Raw genomic sequence first — 19985 nt, 5'->3', positions numbered from 1 at the left:
GGAGGGGCTCCCGTAAGGCGTGAAGATGGTCCATACAGCTTACGGCTGCGACACGGCCGGACGCACCGTGTTTTCCGGCTGTCAGTGGCGGGTGGCAGGATCGGATGTATGTCCGATGCGCTTGATGCCTCTCCCTATGACGCCCTGCTGCTGCTCTCGTTCGGCGGCCCAGAAGGCCCAGACGATGTCGTCCCGTTCCTGGAGAACGTGACGCGGGGACGCGGCATCCCCAAGGAGCGGCTCAAGGAGGTCGGGCAGCACTACTTCCTGTTCGGCGGGATCAGCCCGATCAACGACCAGAACCGCGCCCTTCTCGACGCCCTGCGCAAGGACTTCGCGGAGCACGGCCTCGACCTGCCCGTCTACTGGGGCAACCGCAACTGGGCGCCCTATCTGACCGACACCCTGCGCGAGCTCGTCCAGGACGGTCACCGGCGTGTGCTCGTCCTCGCGACCAGCGCGTACGCCTCGTACTCGGGCTGTCGCCAGTACCGGGAGAACCTGGCGGAGTCCCTCGCCGTGCTCGCGTCGGAGGGACTCGACGTGCCGCGCGTCGACAAGCTGCGGCACTACTTCAACCACCCCGGTTTCGTCCGCCCCATGATCGACGGGGTCCTGAAGTCCCTGGCCGACCTCCCCGGTGACGTCCGGGAAGGGGCGCACCTCGCCTTCACGACGCACTCCATCCCGACCGCGGCCGCCGACACCTCGGGGCGCGTCGAGGACCACGGGGACGGCGGCGCGTACGTGGCGGAGCACCTGGACGTGGCCCGGCTCATCGCGGACGCGGTGCGCGAGGAGACCGGCGTCGAGCACCCCTGGCAGCTCGTCTACCAGTCGCGCAGCGGCGCCCCGAGCACCCCGTGGCTCGAGCCTGACATCTGCGACCACCTGGAGGAGCGGCACGAGGCGGGTGCGCCCGCGGTGGTGATGGTCCCGATCGGCTTCGTCTCGGACCACATGGAGGTTCTCTACGACCTCGACACCGAGGCCGAGGCGAAGGCCGCGGAGCTCGGCCTCCCGGTCCGCCGCTCGGCCACGGTGGGCGCCGACCCGCGGTTCGCCGCCGCGGTGCGGGACCTGGTCCTCGAGCGGGCCGTCACGGAGAACGGGCGCGACGTCGCGCCCTGTGCCCTGGGCGCGCTCGGCGCGAGCCACGACCTGTGCCCAGTGGGCTGCTGCCCGTCGCGCGTCACGAAGCCCGCGGCGGCGGGCGCCGACAGTCCGTACGCGTAACTCACACCCTTCGTAGGGCCTCGTAGGCACAAGGAGCACCAGCACCGTGACCGACCCCGCAGACCAGCAGCTGAAGGCCGAACTCCTCGGCGTCGCCCTGGAGGCCGCGCACCGCGCCGGAGCCTTCCTGCGCGACGGGCGTCCGGACGACCTGGGCGTGGCCGCCACCAAGACCAGCGCGGTCGACGTCGTCACCGAGATGGACATCGCGTCCGAGAAGCTGATCACCGACTTCTTCGCCGAGCGCAGGCCGGACGACGGCGTGCTCGGCGAGGAGGGCGCGAGCTCCGAGGGCAGCAGCGGCGTCCAGTGGGTGATCGACCCGATCGACGGCACCGTCAACTACCTCTACGGGCGCCCCGATTGGTCCGTGTCCATCGCGGCCCGCAAGGACGGCGAGACACTCGTCGGCGTGGTGCACGCCCCGATGCGCGGCGAGACCTACCGCGCGGTCCTCGGAGGGGGCGCGTTCGTCAACGACGAGCCCGCGCACACCCGCCCCGCGCCCCCGTTCGAACGGGCCCTCGTCGGCACCGGATTCGGGTACGTGGCCGAACGCCGCGTCCGTCAGGCCGACGTGGCCCGGCAGCTGATCCCGCTGGTCCGGGACATCCGCCGCGGCGGCTCTGCGGCGATCGACCTGTGCGACGTCGCGCTCGGCCGTCTGGACGCGTACTACGAGCGCGGCCTCAACCCCTGGGACTTCGCGGCGGGCGACCTCGTCGCGCGGGAGGCGGGCGCGCTGACCGGCGGACGCCCCGGGCAGCCCCTTTCCGGCGAGCTGACCGTCGCGGCACCTCCCGGCCTCTTCGAGGACCTGCAGGGCCGTCTGGAGGAGCTCGGCGCCTGGCACGACTGACCGCCGTACTCACCCGAACGCAGCCCGAACACGGAAGGGCCCCGGCATCTCGTCCACGGATGCCGGGGCCCTTCTGCTCACGAACGGATCAGGCGTGCAGCGCGCCGACCTCCACCCCGTGCTCGGCGGCCAGCCGGTGGAGATCTTCGAGCTCGGCCTGCTCGACCTCGGCAAGGAAGTCGTCGCCCGTCTCACGGGCCTTCGTGAGGTCGGACTCCGTGGCTTTTATGCGCTGCAGCAGTCCTGCGGTGAAAGCGTCCATGGTTGCGCCCCCTCGGCTGGGTCGTGGGTCGATGGCACGGGGGTGTGCCCTCAAGCAAGGAAGGGGCGATCACGTCTTCGCCGCCCGCCCTGGAGTAAGCGGGTTGTGGCGCGCCACATACAAAGCGTGATCGCGGGGTGTGAGGTCGTCTTCCCCGGGCTCTCTTCCACGGAAACCTCAACCGTCGGAGGAAATCCCGCATTCCCCGTCCGGGGCACCGCCTTACAGCCGGTTTATGACCGAAAGGGGCAGGATGGAGGCCACAGCCCAGCAACAGACCTGCACAGACCTGCCCCCAGGGGCACAGAGGAAGGACAGCGCCGTGCGCGTACTCGTCGTCGAGGACGAGCAGCTGCTCGCCGATGCGGTGGCCACCGGACTACGCCGGGAGGCCATGGCCGTCGACGTCGTGTACGACGGAGCGGCCGCTCTGGAACGTATCGGCGTGAACGACTACGACGTGGTGGTGCTCGACCGGGACCTCCCGCTCGTGCACGGCGACGACGTCTGCCGCAAGATCGTCGAGCTCGGCATGCCGACCCGCGTCCTGATGCTCACCGCGTCGGGCGACGTCAGCGACCGCGTCGAGGGCCTGGAGATCGGCGCCGACGACTATCTCCCCAAGCCCTTCGCGTTCAGCGAGCTCACGGCACGCGTGCGTGCCCTCGGGCGGCGTACGAGCGTGCCGCTGCCCCCCGTCCTGGAGCGCGCCGGGATCAAGCTCGACCCGAACCGCCGCGAGATCTTCCGCGACGGCAAGGAGATCCAGCTCGCCCCCAAGGAGTTCGCCGTCCTCGAAGTGCTGCTGCGCAGCGAGGGTGCCGTCGTCTCCGCGGAGCAGCTCCTGGAGAAGGCCTGGGACGAGAACACCGATCCGTTCACGAACGTGGTCCGGGTGACCGTCATGACCTTGCGGAGGAAACTCGGCGAGCCCGCCGTCATCGTGACGGTGCCCGGCTCCGGCTACCGGATCTGATCCCCGGTGGCCGCGACTCCGGCGCCACCGGCTGCGCCCCCGAAACCCACCTGGGACCCCAGGAAGACCGAACCGCCCTTCCCGTGGCTGCGCCCCACGATCCGCATACGCCTGACTCTGCTCTACGGCGGCATGTTCCTGATCGCGGGCATCCTGCTGCTCTCGATCATCTATCTGCTCGCCGCGCAGGCCCTGAACGTGGGCAGCGACCTGCCGTTCACCATCGAGGGCGGCTCAAGGGTCAGCAGCGACACGTGTCACAACCTCCCGACGGGCACCCAGGTCCCCGCCAACGAGGTCAACGCCGCCCTGAACGAGTGCGTCAACAAGGTGCGCCAGAACGCCCTGGACAACCTTCTGAGCCGCTCGCTGCTCGCCCTGCTCGGCCTCGCGGTGATCGCCTTCGCCTTCGGTTACGCGATGGCGGGCCGCGTCCTCTCGCCGCTCGGCCGCATCACGCGCACCGCGCGCAGGGTGGCCGGCACCGACCTGTCACGGCGCATCGAACTGGACGGGCCCGACGACGAGTTGAAGGAGCTCTCGGACACCTTCGACGAGATGCTCGACCGTCTGGAGCGGGCCTTCACCGCCCAGCAGCGGTTCGTCGGGAACGCCTCGCACGAACTGCGCACACCGCTCGCGATCAACCGCACCCTGCTCGAGGTGACGCTCTCCGATCCGGGGGCGCCCCCCGAGCTCCATCAGCTCGGCAAGACGCTCCTGGCCACCAACGAGCGCAGTGAGCAGCTCGTGGAGGGCCTGCTGCTGCTCGCCCGCAGCGACAACCAGATCGTGGAGCGCAAACCGGTCGACCTCGCCGAGGTCGCCGAGCGCGCCGTCGACCAGGTGCTGTCCGAGGCCGACGCGAAGGGCGTGGAGATCCGTGGGAACCGGGCCCCGGCCGTCGTCCAGGGCAACGGCGTCCTCATGGAGCGGATCGCCCTGAACCTCGTCCAGAACGCCGTCAGGTACAACGTGCCGGACGACGGGTGGGTCGAGGTCACCACGGAGGCCCAGCACGGCCAGGCGGTCCTCGTGGTGACCAACACGGGCCCCGTGGTGCCCGCGTACGAGATCGACAATCTCTTCGAGCCGTTCCGGCGGCTGCGGACCGAGCGCACGGGCAGCGACAAGGGCGTCGGACTCGGCCTGTCGATCGCCCGGTCGGTGGCGCGGGCCCACGGGGGCCGTATCATCGCGGAGCCGCGCGAGGGGGGAGGGCTCGTGATGCGAGTCACCCTTCCTCTCTGAGATGCTGCCGCGGACTCGCTCCGTGTTCGCTTTGCGCGGAATTTTCGGGACCTGATCCCGGGGATTCCATGTGCGATCGATCACAGGATCGATTTTTCGGCCATCTACTCTCCGTGATCGTGAAAGTCGTCGGAAAGCCGGGAAAATCCGGGTTTTCAGGGGTCTTGATCACGGGAAGTACACGGGGTGGCGCCTGTGAAGTGCGACATCGGGACCGTGTACGGTCCCGATCGCCATCCAAACCGATCACCTCTGCAGAGGTGCGGTTGGGTGTCGATTGAGTAACAGACCTTGATGTGAGGCAAAATCTCCGCCTCAGGTCGGGCACAAGTCCGGCCTCTCACGCGTTACGTGCGCTGAGACACCGCAGACACCCAGAGGGGGAGAGCGACATGGCAACGGACTACGACACCCCACGTAAGACCGACGATGACGTCAACGAGGACAGCATCGAGGAACTCAAGGCGCGGCGGAACGACAAGTCGACCTCGGCCGTAGACGTCGACGAGTTCGAGGCCGCAGAAGGCCTCGAGCTGCCCGGCGCGGACCTTTCGAACGAGGAGCTCGCCGTTCGGGTGCTCCCGAAGCAGCAGGACGAGTTCACCTGCATGAGCTGCTTCCTGGTGCACCACCGCAGCCAGCTGGCCAAGGAGAAGAACGGCCAGCCGATCTGCCGCGACTGCGACTAGGGCAGGGTCGGCCGTGACAGGCTCGACCCCGCCAAGGAAGCGCCGCTTCCGCAAGCGTGGAGCGGACCAAGAAAGCGTCGCGCCCGACGGCGTACGTGACGACGAGCGGGGCTCTTCCCCCACAGGAACAGCCTCGCTCGGACCGGCGAACGCCTTGGAGGTGGCAGACGACGGGACGGCGGCCGACAAGGCGTCCAGGACCCCTGGGTCCAAGGGCCGCGTTGCCGCCGTCACGGACGGAGTCATGGCGGGCGTGCGCGCGAGCGGACGCGGCGCCAAAGCCGGCATCGGCTATCTCGCCGACCGGATCATCGAGAGTGCCCCGCGGGTCCCGATCCGCGACCTGGACACCCTCCGCAAACAGTTCCCGGGCCTCGACGCCGAGCAGCTCGCGGACAAAATCATCTCCGGCGCCGCCAACGGGACCTCGACGGTCGGTGCCGGAATCGGCGTGGCCGTGATGATGCCCGTGCCGCCCGCGATGCCCGCGGAGCTGGCCGCCGAGATCACCGGCGTCGCGGCCATCGAGCTGAAGATGATCGCCGAACTCCACGAGGTCTACGGCCGGCGCCCGCCGGGCAACCTCAAGGAGCGCAGCACCGCCTACCTCACCGCGTGGACCGAGGAGCGCGGCATCGACGTGGTGAAACCCGCGTCGATCAACGCGGCCCTCGGCGGCCAGATGAAGCGCGAGCTGCGCCAGCAGATCATGAAGCGCATGGTGCGGAACCTCCCGAACCTGATGCCCTTCATGGTCGGCGCCGCAGTCGGGGCGGTGATGAACCGCCGGGACACCAAGAAGCTCGCTGAGCGGGTCCGTGCGGACCTGCGGAGGTCGCAGGTGCCCTGGGGCGCCCTGCTCGAGCTGCCGCCCCTTGAGCAGCCCGTGAAGCCTCTTGACCCCCTGCGCCGCGACGCCCCGCCCGAGGAGCTGGGCGCCTGACGTGCCTAGGAAGCCCGTACGGCGGTGAGCGCCGCCGCGAGCGCCTCGGGGTGCCGCGTCGACACGTACACGTACGGGGTCGGGTCCTGCGGGTCCGTGATCTCGACCCGGAGCGCCGTGGGGATGTAGGCGCGCAGCAGCATGAAGGCGCGCGGGTCGGCCTTCGGGCCGCGCCAGGCGCGCGCCTCTTCCGCGTCGAGCACCGTGGCCTCGCCCAGGGCGGAGACCGGGATCTTCGCGTCTCCCACGACGAGCGAGTCCGCCACCACGCGGATCCGGGGGGAGCCGTACGAACTGGTGACGACCGCGGCGACCGCCGTCCCGGCGACCAGGCCGCCGAGCAGCGGCAAGGTGCCGAAGGGGAGCATGATCAGGGCCATCGCGACGCCGACCAGGAGCGAGACGAGCCACCAGGAACGGGGCGCCGTCAGGCGTTCTTCGTAAGGCTGCATGAAGGCAAGCTTGGCACGATGAGCTCCGTTGCCGGACGCGCGGGTAAGGTCTGCGCCTGTGAGTGGTACTTCAGCAGCTCTGACGCCCCCGGCCGACGCCATAGCGCCCGTCCGCCACCCCGACGCGCCCGCCCCCGGCGAGCTCATCGGAGCCCATTACGAGCACTGCTTCGGCTGCGGCGAAGGGCAGGCCCACGGGCTGCACCTCGCGACCCGGGCCGGTGAAGGTGTGGGCGTCACCGCCGAGTTCACCGTCCGTGAGGCCCACCAGGGCGCTCCGGGCCTCGCCCACGGCGGGGTGCTCGCCACGGCGCTCGACGAGACGCTCGGCTCGCTGAACTGGCTGCTGCGGGTGATCGCCGTGACCGGTCGGCTCGAGACCGACTTCGCGCGGCCCGTGCCCCTTGGCACCGTGCTCTTCCTGGACGCCGAGGTGACCGCCGTCTCCGGGCGCAAGATCTACTCCCGGGCCACCGGGCGGATCGGCGGCCCCGACGGGCCCGTCGCCGTCCGTGCCGAGGCCCTCTTCATCGAGGTCAAGGTCGACCACTTCATCGAGAACGGGCGCCCGGAGGAGATCCGGGCCGCGATGGACGACCCCGACCAGAACCGCCGCGCACGTGCCTTCGAGGTGAACCCGTGACCCGCGTGACCCCCGTGGCCGCAGTACCCCGTCCGGAGCTCGACGTGCAGATCCGCCGCGTCGACCCCGAGGTACCGCTGCCGTCGTACGCGCAGCCGGGCGACGCCGGAGCGGACCTGCGGACCACCGAAGCGTGCGAACTCGCCCCGGGTGAGCGGGTTGTCCTGCCCACCGGGGTGTCTATCGCACTGCCGGAGGGGTACGCGGCCTTCGTGCACCCGCGTTCCGGTCTCGCCGCCCGCTGCGGTGTCGCCCTGGTGAATGCCCCAGGGACGGTGGATGCCGGGTACCGTGGGGAGATCAAGGTGATCGTGGTGAATCTCGACCCGCGCGAGAGCGTGCGGTTCGAGCGCTTCGACCGGATTGCCCAACTGGTCGTCCAGCAGGTCGAGAAGGTGCGCTTCCGCGAGGTGGCGGAGCTTCCCGACTCGGCGCGGGCCGAGGGGGGCTTCGGGTCCACCGGTGGCCATGCCGCCGTGGGCGTCGGCTCGGGTCAAAAAACGGGTGGGAATCGATACGCATCGGTCGTATCTGACCGGGAAGGACAGTGACGTGTTCGGACGTCGCAAGAAGGACAGTGCCGCCGAGGACGCGGCGGGCGAGGCCGAGCAGGTCGTCGAGGCCCCTGACAGTGCCGACAGTGATGGCACGGCGGCGCCGTCGCGCGTGAGGCTCGAACCCGAGCCGCGCCCCGACGGCCCCTGGGACGCCTCGGAGGTCCGGGAGCCCGGCGAGGGCCGGGTGGACCTCGGTGGCCTCTTCGTACCGGGTGTCGAGGGCATGGAGCTGCGGGTGGAGGTCGCGGGTGACGCGATCGTCGCGGCGACCGTCGTGCTCCAGGACAGCGCCATTCAGCTCCAGGGCTTCGCCGCTCCCAAGAAGCAGGGCATCTGGGGCGAGGTCCGCGAGGAGATCGCCTCGGGCATCACTCAGCAGGGCGGTGTCATCGACGAGGTCGAGGGCCCCCTCGGCTGGGAGCTGCGCGCGCAGGTTCCGGTGCAGCTGCCGGACGGCACGGGCGGGGTGCAGGTCGTGCGCTTCATCGGTGTCGACGGCCCGCGGTGGTTCCTGCGCGGGGTCATCTCCGGCCAGGGCGCGGTGCAGCCGCAGGCCGCGGGACTCCTCGAACAGATCTTCAGGGACACCGTCATCGTGCGCGGCGACGGCCCGATGGCGCCCCGCGACCCGATCGTCCTGAAGCTGCCGGACGACGCCCAGATGGTCGCCGAGGGTGCCGTCCAGCAGGAGCAGCAGGAGGGCTCGCGCTTCTCGGGCGGCATGGGCCAGCTCCAGCGGGGTCCTGAGATCACCGAGGTGCGCTAGGCGCTCCCAGAGACGTGCCCAGGCACCCCCGGGTGACCTGACCACGAGTTGCAGGCCGATGGGCCGTACTCCCTTATGGGAGTGCGGCCCATCGGCGTTTTTGCAGGTGAGAGGGCTGATCGCGCCGGAAGACGTAAGAGAGTCGTCAATGGAGTGCCGACCGACGTATGGGAGCCGTCAACGGCGGTCGAATTCAGCCACGGAAGGGGTTTGCTCAAGACGTCAGATCACTCGCATCTCATCTAGGAGCACACGATGGCCGATGTGGCCTTCGTCGTCACCACGATCGCGGTTTTCGCGCTGGTGGCGTTCATCGCCAAGGGGGTGGCGAAGCTGTGACTGCCGAGAACATCGTCGGTCTCGTGGTGGCCGTCGCCCTGCTGGGCTATCTCGTCCTCGCTCTCGTGTTCCCGGAGAGGTTCTGAGTACGAAATGAGTCCTGTTCTTGCTGGTGCGCTCCAGTTCCTTGCGCTGATGGTGGCGCTGGCCCTGGCATACCGTCCGCTGGGCGACTACATGGCCAAGGTCTACTCCTCCGAGAAGCATCTGCGGGTGGAGAAGTGGATCTACAAGGGCATCGGCGCCAACCCGAACGCCGAGATGCGCTGGCCCGCCTATCTGCGCGGAGTGCTCGCCTTCTCCGCCGTGAGCGTGCTGTTCCTGTATCTGCTGCAGCGGCTCCAGGGTTCGCTGCCCGGGTCGCTCGGCTTCAAGTCGATCGATCCGGACCAGGCCTTCAACACCGCCGCGTCCTTCGTGGCGAACACCAACTGGCAGTCGTACTACGGCGAGCAGGCCATGGGCCACGTCGTGCAGACCGGCGGCCTCGCGGTGCAGAACTTCGTCTCCGCGGCCGTCGGCATCGCCGTCGCGGTGGCCCTGGTACGGGGCTTCGCCCGCTCCCGCACGGGTGAGCTGGGGAACTTCTGGTCGGATCTGGTGCGCGGCACGGTCCGCATCCTGATCCCGATCTCGGTGCTCGGCGCGATCGTCCTGGTCGCCTGTGGCGCGATCCAGAACTTCTCCGGCATCCACGGGGTCGGCCAGTTCATGGGCGGCAGCCAGGAGTGGAACGGCGGGGCGGTGGCCTCGCAGGAGGTCATCAAGGAGCTGGGCACCAACGGAGGCGGCTACTTCAACGCCAACTCCGCCCATCCCTTCGAGAATCCGAACGGTTTCTCCAACCTGTTCGAGGTCTTCCTCATCCTGGTGATTCCGTTCGCGATCACGCGGACCTTCGGGCGGATGGTCGGTTCCCTCAAGCAGGGGTACGCGATCCTCGCCACGATGGTCACCATCTGGGTCGGTTTCACCGCGCTGATGATGTGGACGGAGTTCCACCACGGGGCTCCCGCCTTCGACATCGCGGGCGGGGCGATGGAGGGCAAGGAGACGCGGTTCGGGATCGGCGGCTCGGCGATCTTCTCGGTCGCCACGACGCTGACCTCGACGGGCGCGGTCAACTCCTTCCACTCCTCCAACACCGGCTTCGGCGGCGGAATCAACCTCCTCGGCATGCAGTTGGGGGAGATCGCGCCCGGTGGTACGGGGTCGGGTCTCTACGGCATGTTGATCATGGCGATCATCGCGGTGTTCATCGCGGGCCTGATGGTGGGGCGTACGCCGGAGTACCTGGGCAAGAAGATCGGCACCCGCGAGATCAAACTGGCGGCCTGCTACATCCTGATCACCCCGGCCCTGGTGCTCGGCTTCACGGCGGTGTCGATGGCGCTGCCCACGCCGAAGGACTCGATGCTCAACACGGGGGCGCACGGATTCTCCGAGATCCTCTACGCCTACACGTCGGGCGCCAACAACAACGGTTCGGCGTTCGCGGGTCTGAGCGCGGACACGGACTGGTTCAACACCACGATCGGTCTCGCGATGCTGCTCGGCCGGTTCCTGCCGATGGTGTTCGTCCTGGCCCTCGCGGGTTCGCTCGCGGAGCAGAAGCCGATCCCGGCGACGGCGGGCACGCTGCGCACCGAGAAGCCGCTGTTCACCGGCCTGCTGGTCGGCACCATCATGATCATCACCGGTCTGACCTACTTCCCCGCGCTCGCCCTCGGGCCGCTGGCTGAGGGGCTCGCGTCATGACCACCGACATAAAGAAGCCAGAGGAGCCCGGCTCCATGTCCACCGCTACTCCCAGCCGTGCGCCGCACCAGGACGTGCCCGGCGGGCACAAGGATCCCAAGGACGCCACGGACGCCGGCCGGGTCGGCGGGGGTCTGTTCGACCCCAAGCAGCTCCTGAAGTCCTTCCCGGACGCCGTGAAGAAGCTCGATCCGCGGGTGATGGTCAAGTCTCCCGTCATGTTCGTGGTGCTCGTCGGCTCGGTGATCACCACCGTCCTCGCGGTCAAGGACCCGGGGGACTGGTTCGGCTGGGCGATCACGGTCTGGCTCTGGCTGACCACGATCTTCGCCAACCTGGCGGAGGCGGTGGCCGAGGGCCGCGGCAAGGCGCAGGCGGACACCCTGCGCAAGGCCAAGACCGACACGGTCGCGCGCCGCCTGCGCGGCACGGCAGAGGAGCAGGTGCCCGGCACCGAGCTGCGCATCGGAGACCTGGTCGTCTGCGAGGCGGGCGATGTGATCCCCGGCGACGGTGACGTCGTCGAGGGTGTCGCGAGCGTCGACGAGTCGGCGATCACCGGTGAATCGGCCCCGGTCATCCGGGAGTCGGGCGGCGACAGGTCCGCCGTCACCGGCGGCACGAAGGTCCTCTCCGACCGCATCGTCATCAAGATCACGACGAAGCCGGGCGAGACGTTCATCGACCGCATGATCAACCTGGTCGAGGGCGCGGCCCGGCAGAAGACGCCCAACGAGATCGCGCTGAACATCCTCCTCGCGTCCCTCACCATCGTCTTCCTGCTCGCGGTCGTCACGCTCCAGCCGTTCGCCGTGTACGCCGGTGCCGAGCAGTCCATGATCGTGCTTGCCGCGCTCCTGGTGTGCCTGATCCCGACGACCATCGGGGCGCTGCTCTCCGCGATCGGCATCGCGGGCATGGACCGCCTCGTGCAACGGAATGTCCTTGCCATGTCAGGGCGGGCGGTCGAGGCCGCAGGTGACGTCTCGACGCTGCTGCTCGACAAGACGGGCACGATCACGCTCGGCAACCGGCAGGCCGCCGAGTTCGTGCCGGTGCGCGGGACGACCGAGGCCGAGCTCGCGGACGCAGCCCAGCTCTCGTCGCTGGCCGACGAGACGCCGGAGGGCCGCTCCATCGTCGTACTGGCGAAGGAGAAGTACGGGCTTCGCGAGCGTCACCAGGGCGAGTTGGAGGGGGCCGAGTGGGTCGCCTTCACGGCGCAGACGCGGATGTCGGGCGTCGACCTGGTCCAGGACGGGCAGGACGGGCAGGACGGGCAGGACGGGTCCGGGCGCAAGGTGCGCAAGGGCGCGAGCGGTTCGGTCGTCGCCTGGGTCATCGAGAACGGCGGTGTCGTCTCCGATGACGCCCAGGGCCTGACCGACGCCATCTCGCAGGCCGGTGGTACACCGCTCCTTGTCGCGGCCAAGGACGACAAGGGGGCGCGTGTCCTTGGAGTCATCCACCTGAAGGACGTCGTCAAGGAGGGCATGCGGGAGCGGTTCGACGAGCTGCGCCGCATGGGCATCAAGACCGTCATGATCACCGGCGACAACCCGCTGACCGCCAAGGCGATCGCGGACGAGGCGGGCGTGGACGACTTCCTCGCCGAGGCCACGCCCGAGGACAAGATGGCGCTGATCAAGCGGGAGCAGGCCGGTGGCAAGCTCGTCGCGATGACCGGCGACGGCACGAACGACGCGCCCGCCCTCGCCCAGGCGGACGTGGGCGTGGCCATGAACACCGGGACCTCGGCCGCCAAGGAGGCCGGGAACATGGTGGACCTGGACTCCAACCCCACCAAGCTCATCGAGATCGTCGAGATCGGCAAGCAACTCCTGATCACCCGGGGTGCGTTGACGACCTTCTCGATCGCCAACGACGTCGCGAAGTACTTCGCGATCATCCCCGCCATGTTCGCGGTGGTCTATCCGGGCCTCGACAAGCTCAACATCATGGACCTGTCGTCTCCGGAGTCGGCGATCCTGTCGGCCGTCATCTTCAACGCGCTGATCATCATCGCCCTGGTGCCGCTGGCCCTGAAGGGCGTGCGGTACCGGCCGATGAGCGCGGACAGGATGCTGCGGCGCAACCTCGGTGTCTACGGGCTCGGCGGTCTCATCGCCCCGTTCATCGGCATCAAGATCATCGACCTGATCATCTCCCTCATCCCCGGGCTGTAATTTCCTGAAAGCGTGCTGATCCTCATGAACAACTCCGTTGGAAGCACGGCGCGGTTGCTGGGGGCCGGGCTGCGCGCCTTGCTCGTCCTCACCGTCATCTGCGGTGTCATCTATCCGCTGGCCGTCACCGGGATCGCCCAGGCCCTGTTCAACAACAAGGCCAACGGCTCCGAGGTCAAGTCCGAGGGCAAGGTCGTCGGCTCCGAGCTCATCGGGCAGACGTACAACCTTCCGCTGAAGAAGGGCCAGGAGACGGCCGCGCCCGACCTGAAGTGGTTCCAGTCGCGGCCGTCCAACGGCCTGGGCGAGAACAGCGTCAACACGCAGTACAAGCTGATCCTGTCGGGCGCGACGAACCTCGCGGGTGACAACAAGGACCTGATCGCGAGCGTCAAGGCTGCCAAGGCCGCCGTGGTCAAGGACAACTCCACGGCCGGCTTCAAGGTCAAGCCCTCGGACGTGCCGGCCGAGGCCGTCACCTCGTCGGGATCGGGTCTCGACCCCGACATCTCCCCGCAGTACGCGGAGCTGCAGGCCCACCGCGTGGCCGAGAAGAACGGCCTCGACGTGAACAAGGTCGAGAAGCTGGTGGACGGGCACACCGACGGGCGGACCCTCGGGTTCGTGGGCGAGCCCCGCGTCAACGTCCTCCAGCTCAACATCGCGCTGAAGGAGCTCGTCGCCGACAAGGGCTGACGCTGCCCCCCATTCCCTCGCGGTCCTTCGTAGCCCCTGGTGGTCCCTTGTGGCCCGCCGTGCCCCGGTCCTGCCGATCGGAGCACGGCGGGCCACAAGCACGTGCGCCTGTACAGGACTTCTTACTTCACGTCTTGACGGAAGCCTGGTCCGTACCTACTGTCTCGGCCCAACACGCGTGTTCAGAAAGGTACATGGAGTTCACATACGAGAATGGATGGCCCTCGCATGGCTGACACCCCCACACCGCCCGTGCGTCACCGCCGCAGACCCCGCACCACACTCATCGCGACCCTCGCCACCACGGTGACCGCACTGGTCGCCGCCCTCCTCGCCTGGCCCGGCGCCGAGCGCGCCGAAGCGGCGCCCAGCACCTTCGCCCACCCCGGAGTCGCCGTTTCCCGCGGCCAGCTGGACTTCACCAGGGAGAAGGTCAACGCCGGAGCCCAGCCCTGGAAGGGCGCCTACGACCAGATGATGGGGAGCAAGTACGCCTCCCTGTCGCGCACGCCCAAGCCCCGCGCGGTCGTCGAATGCGGCTCCTACTCGGACCCCAACTACGGCTGCACCGACGAGCGCGAGGACGCGACAGCCGCGTACACCACGGCGCTCGCCTGGTACATCACCCGTGACGAGCGCTACGCCAAGAAGTCCATCGAGCTGATGGACGCCTGGTCCGCGACCATCAAGGACCACACCAACAGCAACGCCCCGCTGCAGACCGGCTGGGCGGGCTCGTCCTGGCCCAGGGCCGCCGAGATCATCAAGCACACGTACACCGGCAGCTGGGGCAACTCGGGCCGCTTCGCGACGATGCTGCGCACCGTCTACCTGCCCGAGATCATCAACGGCTCCAACTCCAACGGCAACTGGGAGCTCTCGATGATGGAGGCCGCCATCGGCATCTCCGTCTTCATCGAGGACAAGGGGTCCTACGACAAGGCGATGGCGAAGTTCCGTACACGCACCGCCGCGTACGTCTATCTCGCGTCCGACGGCGACCTGCCCAAGACCGTGCCGAGCCAGAACCTGGACACCCGCGCGAAGATCGTCAAGTACTGGCAGGGCCAGGGCGCCTTCACCACCGGGCTCACCCAGGAGACGTGCCGCGACTTCACCCACACCGGATACGGGCTCTCCGCGATCTCCCACGTCGCCGAGACCAGCCGCATCCAGGGCGATGACCTCTACAAGACGGACGTCGGCGAGCGGCTGCGCCAGGGCCTGGGCTTCCAGGCCAAGTACGAGCTGGGTGAGGCGCCGCCGAGTTCGCTCTGCGGCGGCTCGGTCCACCGGGGCCTCGGGCCCGTCACCGAGGTCGGCTACAACGCCCTCCACAACCGCCTCGGCCACGCCATGAGCAACACCCAGAAGCTCACCGAGCAGAACCGTCCGGCGGGCTCCAACAATCTCTTCGTCGCCTGGGAGACCCTGACCCACGCGGACAACCCGAGCTGATCAGCGAGCCTGTCGGGCCGGGCGTGCGGTGTGACCCCACCGCACGCCCGGCCCGACCTGGCACATCAGGGTTGCGTCAAAGAGAGCCCCCGGTCGCACCTTCGTCCGTTTCGCGGGAATTGTTAGCCGTAAGGTCGACGCTGCGTACAGAGCGGATTCGGGAAGACAATGGGGCCATGGCACGCGGCAAGCTTCGGATATACCTCGGTTCGGCACCGGGCGTCGGCAAGACGTACGCGATGCTGTCCGAGGCCCACCGCCGCATCGAGCGCGGCACTGACTGCGTCGTGGCCTTCGTGGAGCACCACGACAGGCCCCGCACCGAAGTGATGCTGCACGGCCTGGAGCAGGTGTCCCGCAAGGAGCTCGACTACCGCGGCACCCTGTTCACCGAAATGGACGTGGACGCGGTCCTGGAGCGGGCGCCCGCCGTCGCCCTGGTGGACGAACTGGCCCACACCAATGTCCCCGGGTCCCGCAACGCCAAGCGCTGGCAGGACGTCGAAGAGCTGCTCGCCGCGGGCATGGACGTCGTATCGACCGTGAACATCCAGCACCTGGAGTCGCTCGGTGACGTCGTCGAGTCGATCACCGGCGTACGCCAGCGCGAGACCGTGCCGGACGAGGTGGTGCGGCGCGCGGACCAGATAGAGCTGGTCGACATGTCGCCACAGGCACTGCGCCGCCGCATGGCCCACGGCAACATCTACAAGCCCGACCGGGTCGACGCGGCCCTGTCCAACTACTTCCGGCCCGGCAACCTCACCGCCCTGCGCGAGCTCGCGCTGCTCTGGGTCGCCGACCGGGTCGACGAATACCTCCAGCAGTACCGCGGCGAGCACGACATCCGTTCCACCTGGCAGGCCCGCGAGCGCATCGCCGTCGGCCTCACCGGCGGCCCCGAGGGCCGCACCCTGATCCGCAGGGCGTCGCGGATGGCCGCCAAGGGCTCAGGCAGCGAGATCCTCGCCGTCTACATCGCCCGCAGCGACGGCCTGACCGCGGCATCGCCCAAGGAGCTCGCGGTTCAGCGCACCCTCGTGGAGGACCTGGGCGGCACCTTCCACCACGTCATCGGCGACGACATACCCGCCGCGCTGCTCGACTTCGCCCGCGGCGTCAACGCCACCCAGATCGTCCTCGGCTCCTCGCGCCGCAAGACCTGGCAGTACATCTTCGGACCCGGCGTCGGCGCGACGGTCGCCCGCGAATCGGGCCCCGATCTGGACGTCCACATCGTCACGCACGACGAGGTCGCCAAGGGCCGCGGCCTGCCCGTGGCACGCGGGGCACGGCTCGGGCGCTCCCGGTCCATCTGGGGCTGGCTGGTGGGCGTGGGCGGCCCCGCGCTCCTGACGCTGCTCCTGACCCACGTCGACGCGAACCTCGGCCTCGCCAACGACATGCTGCTCTTCCTGACCCTCACGGTCGCCGCCGCGCTGCTCGGCGGCCTCCTTCCGGCCCTGGCGTCGGCGGCCTTCGGCTCGCTGCTCCTGAACTACTACTTCACGCCGCCGCAGCATCTGTGGACGATCTCCGACTCCAAGAACATCGTCGCGATCGTCGTCTTCGTGGGCGTCGCGATCTCCGTCGCCTCCGTCGTGGACCTCGCCGCACGCCGCACCCACCAGGCCGCCCGGCTGCGCGCGGAGTCGGAGATACTCTCCTTCCTCGCCGGCAGCGTGCTGCGCGGAGAGACCAGCCTGGACGCCCTGCTCGAACGTGTGCGCGAGACCTTCAGCATGGACTCCGTGGCACTCCTGGAGCGCGAGAGCGACGTCGCCCCCTGGACCTGCGCGGGCCGGGTCGGCGAGGGCCGCACGATCGAGCGCCCCGAGGACGCGGACGTGGACATGCCGGTCGGTGACCACATGGCGCTCGCCCTGTCGGGACGGGTGCTGCCCGCAGAGGACCGCAGGGTGCTCGCCGCGTTCGCCGCGCAGGCCGTCGTCGTCCTCGACCGCAGGCGCCTCCAGGACGAGGCGCAGCAGGCCCGCACCCTGGCCGAGGGCAACCGCATACGCACCGCGCTGCTCGCCGCCGTCAGCCATGACCTGCGTACGCCCCTCGCGGGCATCAAGGCCGCCGTCTCCTCCCTGCGCTCCGACGACGTGGCCTGGTCCGAGGAGGACCAGGCCGAGCTCCTCGAAGGCATCGAGGACGGCGCCGACCGCCTCGACCACCTGGTCGGCAACCTCCTTGACATGTCCCGCCTGCAGACCGGCACCGTCACCCCGCTGATCCGCGAGATCGACCTCGACGAGGTCGTCCCGATGGCGCTCGGCGGCGTACCCGACGGCAGCGCGGACCTCGACATCCCCGAGACGCTGCCCATGGTCACCGTCGACAAGGGGCTCCTGGAGCGCGCGGTGGCCAACATCGTCGAGAACGCCGTCAAGTACAGCCCCGACGCCGAACCGGTCCTGGTCTCCGCGAGCACGCTCGGCGACCGCGTCGAGCTGCGTGTGGTGGACCGCGGCCCCGGCGTCCCGGATGCCGCCAAGGACCGCATCTTCGAGCCGTTTCAGCGCTACGGTGACGCTCCGCGCGGCGCGGGCGTGGGCCTGGGCCTCGCGGTCGCACGCGGCTTCGTGGAGTCCATGGGCGGCACGCTCGAGGCGGAGGACACCCCGGGCGGCGGGCTCACCATGGTCCTCACCCTGCGGGCGGCGGCGGGCGGACCGCCGGTCCTGCCGGATCTCTCCGCCCAGGCCACCTCATGACCGCCACCGCCGACAAGACGGCTCCCACCGACAAGACGGCTCCCACAGACAAGACGGCCCCCGCCGACAAGACCCACAGGCCCGAAAGGCAGACGCGCATGCCGCACTCTCCCGGGGGAGACCCCAGGACCCCCACGAGGGTGCTCGTGGTCGACGACGAGCCACAGATCGTCCGCGCCCTCGTGATCAACCTGAAGGCGCGCAAGTACGACGTGGACGCGGCCCCGGACGGAGCCACCGCGCTGCAGCTCGCCGCCGCGCGCCACCCCGACGTGATCGTCCTCGACCTGGGCCTGCCCGACATGGACGGGGTCGACGTCATCAGGGGCCTGCGCGGCTGGACGCGCGTGCCGATCCTGGTGCTCTCCGCGCGGCACAGCTCGGACGAGAAGGTCGAGGCGCTCGACGCGGGCGCCGACGACTACGTCACCAAGCCGTTCGGCATGGACGAGCTCCTGGCCCGCCTTCGCGCCTCCATCCGCAGGGCCGAGCCGGCGGGAGCGGGCGAGGACGACGTGATGGTGGACACCAAGGACTTCACGGTCGACCTGGCGGCCAAGAAGGTCAACCGCGGCGGGCGCGACGTACGCCTGACGCCCACCGAATGGCATCTGCTCGAAGTCCTCGTGCGCAACACCGGGCGCCTGGTCAGCCAGAAGCAGCTGCTCCAGGAGGTCTGGGGCCCTTCGTACGGTACGGAGACGAATTACCTGCGCGTCTACATGGCGCAGCTGCGGCGCAAGCTGGAGACGGACCCCGCGCACCCGCGGCACTTCATCACCGAGCCGGGAATGGGTTACAGGTTCGAACGATGAGTCAAGGGTCGGGGCCGGACTGAGCGGGCATAGGCACAGGTGAGCGCACCCGTTGCGGCGCTGTCGGTGACCCCCGGTACGCTTCGTGTATGAGTGCTGTTCCAGGTTCCGAGAAGCCGGCAGGCCGTTTCCGGCGCATGCTCGACCGGCTGTCGTCCTCCCAGGAGGACCTGGAGTCGGAGGAGCTGCGCGAGGACGCCGAAACGGCGGGGTGCACCCGTATCGGAGACTGCCACGACCGCCAGATAGTCACGGTTACTGGTACCTTGCGCACGGTCACCCTGCGACCACGTGCCGGCGTCCCCGCCCTCGAGGCGGAGCTGTTCGACGGCTCAGCGGCACTGGACGTGGTGTGGCTCGGCAGGCGCTCCATCGTGGGGATAGAACCGGGGCGCAGGCTGATCGCGTCCGGCCGGGTCTCGATGAGCCGGGGCCGCCGGGTGCTCTTCAACCCGAAGTACGAACTCAGACCCCTCGGACGGGAGTAGCCGGTGACGTCCCTCGACAAGCCGACGGAGACGGACCACGAAGCCACGGACCGCGGAACCACGGACCAGGAAGCTGATTCCAGGGCCGTGACCGAGGCCGCGCTCTTCGAGGCGTTCGGCGGCGTGCGGGGCATGGTGGAGACGGTCGTCCCCGGCCTCCTCTTCGTGACCATCTTCACGATCAACAAGGACCTGCACATGTCGGCCATCGCGGCCCTCGCGGTGTCCCTGGTGCTCGTGGTGGTCCGCCTTGTCATGAAGGGCACCGTCAAGCACGCCTTCAGCGGCGTCTTCGGTGTCGCCTTCGGTGTGGTCTTCGCGATGATGACCGGCAACGCCAAGGACTTCTATCTGCCGGGCATGCTCTACACCCTCGGCCTCGCCCTCGCCTACATCATCACGGCCCTCGCGGGTGTCCCGCTGATCGGCCTGATCCTGGGCCCGGTCTTCAAGGAGAACCTCTCCTGGCGGACCCGCAACCCCGGCCGCAAGAAGGCGTACACGAAGGCGAGTTGGGCCTGGGGCCTGATCCTGCTCGCCAAGTGCGCGATCCTCTTCCCGCTCTACTGGTGGGGTGACACGACCCAGTTCGGCTGGGTCCTGATCGCCCTGAAGATCCCGCCGTTCCTGCTCGCCGTCTGGCTGACCTGGGTCTTCCTCGCGAAGGCGCCCGCGCCGATCGACGTCTTCGCGGAGATGGAGGCGGAGGAGAACGCCGAGAAGGAGCGCAAGGCCGCGGGCCAGCACCGCAAAGAGGCCTGACCGCAAAGGCACTTGCCTGTACGTGGAGGGGGGGGGGCCGGGAACGAACCGGGGGCCCCCGCACCTCAGCAGGTACTGAAAACTAAAAAGAGCACGAGCGACACGCGTGTAAGGGTTGAGGGGGAA

At 69.1% G+C, this 19985-nt stretch carries 20 protein-coding genes; 18 read left to right on the top strand and 2 right to left on the bottom strand.

All coding sequences use genetic code 11. The features are described from left to right. Positions 1 to 108 precede the first annotated feature (108 nt). Positions 109 to 1236, top strand: a complete 1128-nt coding sequence (locus ACWFRJ_RS37765) for a ferrochelatase (RefSeq protein ID WP_453541786.1) — start codon at positions 109 to 111, stop codon at positions 1234 to 1236. 46 nt (positions 1237 to 1282) lie between these two features. Next, positions 1283 to 2095 carry an inositol monophosphatase family protein gene (locus ACWFRJ_RS37760; protein ID WP_453541783.1) on the top strand — a complete coding sequence of 271 codons (813 nt, stop codon included), beginning with the start codon at positions 1283 to 1285 and terminating at the stop codon, positions 2093 to 2095. A gap of 88 nt (positions 2096 to 2183) precedes the next feature. Here ACWFRJ_RS37760 and ACWFRJ_RS37755 read toward each other — a convergent pair whose 3' ends face one another. Then, positions 2184 to 2357, bottom strand: coding sequence for a hypothetical protein (locus ACWFRJ_RS37755; protein WP_167357823.1), 174 nt, complete (start codon positions 2355 to 2357; stop codon positions 2184 to 2186). Positions 2358 to 2679: 322 nt separating this feature from the next. Between ACWFRJ_RS37755 and ACWFRJ_RS37750 the strand changes: the two genes are divergently transcribed. The 4 genes from ACWFRJ_RS37750 to ACWFRJ_RS37735 all read left to right on the top strand — a co-directional run bounded on the left by ACWFRJ_RS37750 (position 2680) and on the right by ACWFRJ_RS37735 (position 6216). Beyond that, positions 2680 to 3333, top strand: a complete 654-nt coding sequence (locus ACWFRJ_RS37750) for a response regulator transcription factor (RefSeq protein WP_135331070.1) — start codon at positions 2680 to 2682, stop codon at positions 3331 to 3333. Positions 3334 to 3339: 6 nt separating this feature from the next. Continuing rightward, positions 3340 to 4584 carry a sensor histidine kinase gene (locus ACWFRJ_RS37745; RefSeq protein ID WP_453541779.1) on the top strand — a complete coding sequence of 415 codons (1245 nt, stop codon included), beginning with the start codon at positions 3340 to 3342 and terminating at the stop codon, positions 4582 to 4584. Positions 4585 to 4976: 392 nt separating this feature from the next. Further along, positions 4977 to 5273, top strand: coding sequence for a DUF4193 domain-containing protein (locus ACWFRJ_RS37740; RefSeq protein WP_055563079.1), 297 nt, complete (start codon positions 4977 to 4979; stop codon positions 5271 to 5273). Positions 5274 to 5286: 13 nt separating this feature from the next. Beyond that, on the top strand, positions 5287 to 6216 hold the full coding sequence (locus ACWFRJ_RS37735; protein WP_453541776.1) for a hypothetical protein: 930 nt from the start codon (positions 5287 to 5289) through the stop codon (positions 6214 to 6216). A 5-nt stretch (positions 6217 to 6221) separates the two neighbouring features. Here the strand turns inward: ACWFRJ_RS37735 and ACWFRJ_RS37730 are convergent, their stop codons facing one another. After that, on the bottom strand, positions 6222 to 6668 hold the full coding sequence (locus tag ACWFRJ_RS37730) for a DUF3093 domain-containing protein (protein ID WP_453541774.1): 447 nt from the start codon (positions 6666 to 6668) through the stop codon (positions 6222 to 6224). Positions 6669 to 6726: 58 nt separating this feature from the next. On the opposite strand from ACWFRJ_RS37730, the gene ACWFRJ_RS37725 reads away from it, so the two are divergent. The 12 genes from ACWFRJ_RS37725 to ACWFRJ_RS37670 all read left to right on the top strand — a co-directional run bounded on the left by ACWFRJ_RS37725 (position 6727) and on the right by ACWFRJ_RS37670 (position 19859). Continuing rightward, positions 6727 to 7311, top strand: coding sequence for a PaaI family thioesterase (locus ACWFRJ_RS37725; RefSeq protein ID WP_389917111.1), 585 nt, complete (start codon positions 6727 to 6729; stop codon positions 7309 to 7311). Next, entirely contained in the window at positions 7308 to 7862 is a 555-nt protein-coding gene (gene dut / locus ACWFRJ_RS37720; protein WP_453541770.1) for a dUTP diphosphatase, read from the top strand. The genes ACWFRJ_RS37725 and dut overlap by 4 nt, the downstream gene beginning before the upstream one ends. Position 7863: 1 nt before the next feature. Beyond that, complete coding sequence (locus ACWFRJ_RS37715) at positions 7864 to 8634, top strand: DUF3710 domain-containing protein (protein ID WP_453541767.1); 771 nt, start codon at positions 7864 to 7866, stop codon at positions 8632 to 8634. 335 nt (positions 8635 to 8969) lie between these two features. Continuing rightward, a complete protein-coding gene (kdpF, locus tag ACWFRJ_RS37710; protein ID WP_033264828.1) occupies positions 8970 to 9059 on the top strand; it encodes a K(+)-transporting ATPase subunit F in 90 nt (29 codons plus the stop codon). A 7-nt stretch (positions 9060 to 9066) separates the two neighbouring features. Beyond that, positions 9067 to 10731: a potassium-transporting ATPase subunit KdpA gene (gene kdpA, locus ACWFRJ_RS37705; protein WP_453541764.1), complete on the top strand. Its 1665-nt coding sequence runs from the start codon at positions 9067 to 9069 to the stop codon at positions 10729 to 10731. After that, positions 10728 to 12917, top strand: a complete 2190-nt coding sequence (gene kdpB / locus ACWFRJ_RS37700) for a potassium-transporting ATPase subunit KdpB (RefSeq protein ID WP_453541762.1) — start codon at positions 10728 to 10730, stop codon at positions 12915 to 12917. The genes kdpA and kdpB overlap by 4 nt, the downstream gene beginning before the upstream one ends. Before the next feature lie 24 nt (positions 12918 to 12941). Further along, positions 12942 to 13613 carry a potassium-transporting ATPase subunit C gene (locus tag ACWFRJ_RS37695; protein WP_453541759.1) on the top strand — a complete coding sequence of 224 codons (672 nt, stop codon included), beginning with the start codon at positions 12942 to 12944 and terminating at the stop codon, positions 13611 to 13613. Between the two features lie 228 nt (positions 13614 to 13841). Beyond that, a complete protein-coding gene (locus tag ACWFRJ_RS37690; protein WP_453541756.1) occupies positions 13842 to 15071 on the top strand; it encodes an alginate lyase family protein in 1230 nt (409 codons plus the stop codon). Between the two features lie 176 nt (positions 15072 to 15247). Then, positions 15248 to 17794: an ATP-binding protein gene (locus tag ACWFRJ_RS37685; protein ID WP_453541753.1), complete on the top strand. Its 2547-nt coding sequence runs from the start codon at positions 15248 to 15250 to the stop codon at positions 17792 to 17794. 98 nt (positions 17795 to 17892) lie between these two features. Beyond that, positions 17893 to 18609, top strand: a complete 717-nt coding sequence (locus ACWFRJ_RS37680) for a response regulator (RefSeq protein ID WP_389916982.1) — start codon at positions 17893 to 17895, stop codon at positions 18607 to 18609. 89 nt (positions 18610 to 18698) lie between these two features. Further along, complete coding sequence (locus tag ACWFRJ_RS37675; RefSeq protein WP_249587256.1) at positions 18699 to 19097, top strand: OB-fold nucleic acid binding domain-containing protein; 399 nt, start codon at positions 18699 to 18701, stop codon at positions 19095 to 19097. 3 nt (positions 19098 to 19100) lie between these two features. Then, positions 19101 to 19859 (top strand): DUF3159 domain-containing protein, encoded by a 759-nt coding sequence (locus tag ACWFRJ_RS37670; protein ID WP_453541749.1) that lies wholly within the window; start codon positions 19101 to 19103, stop codon positions 19857 to 19859. Positions 19860 to 19985: the final 126 nt, after the last annotated feature.

The organism is Streptomyces sp. NPDC055239 (assembly GCF_053606205.1).
This window is presented reverse-complemented; position numbering and strand designations above follow the sequence as displayed.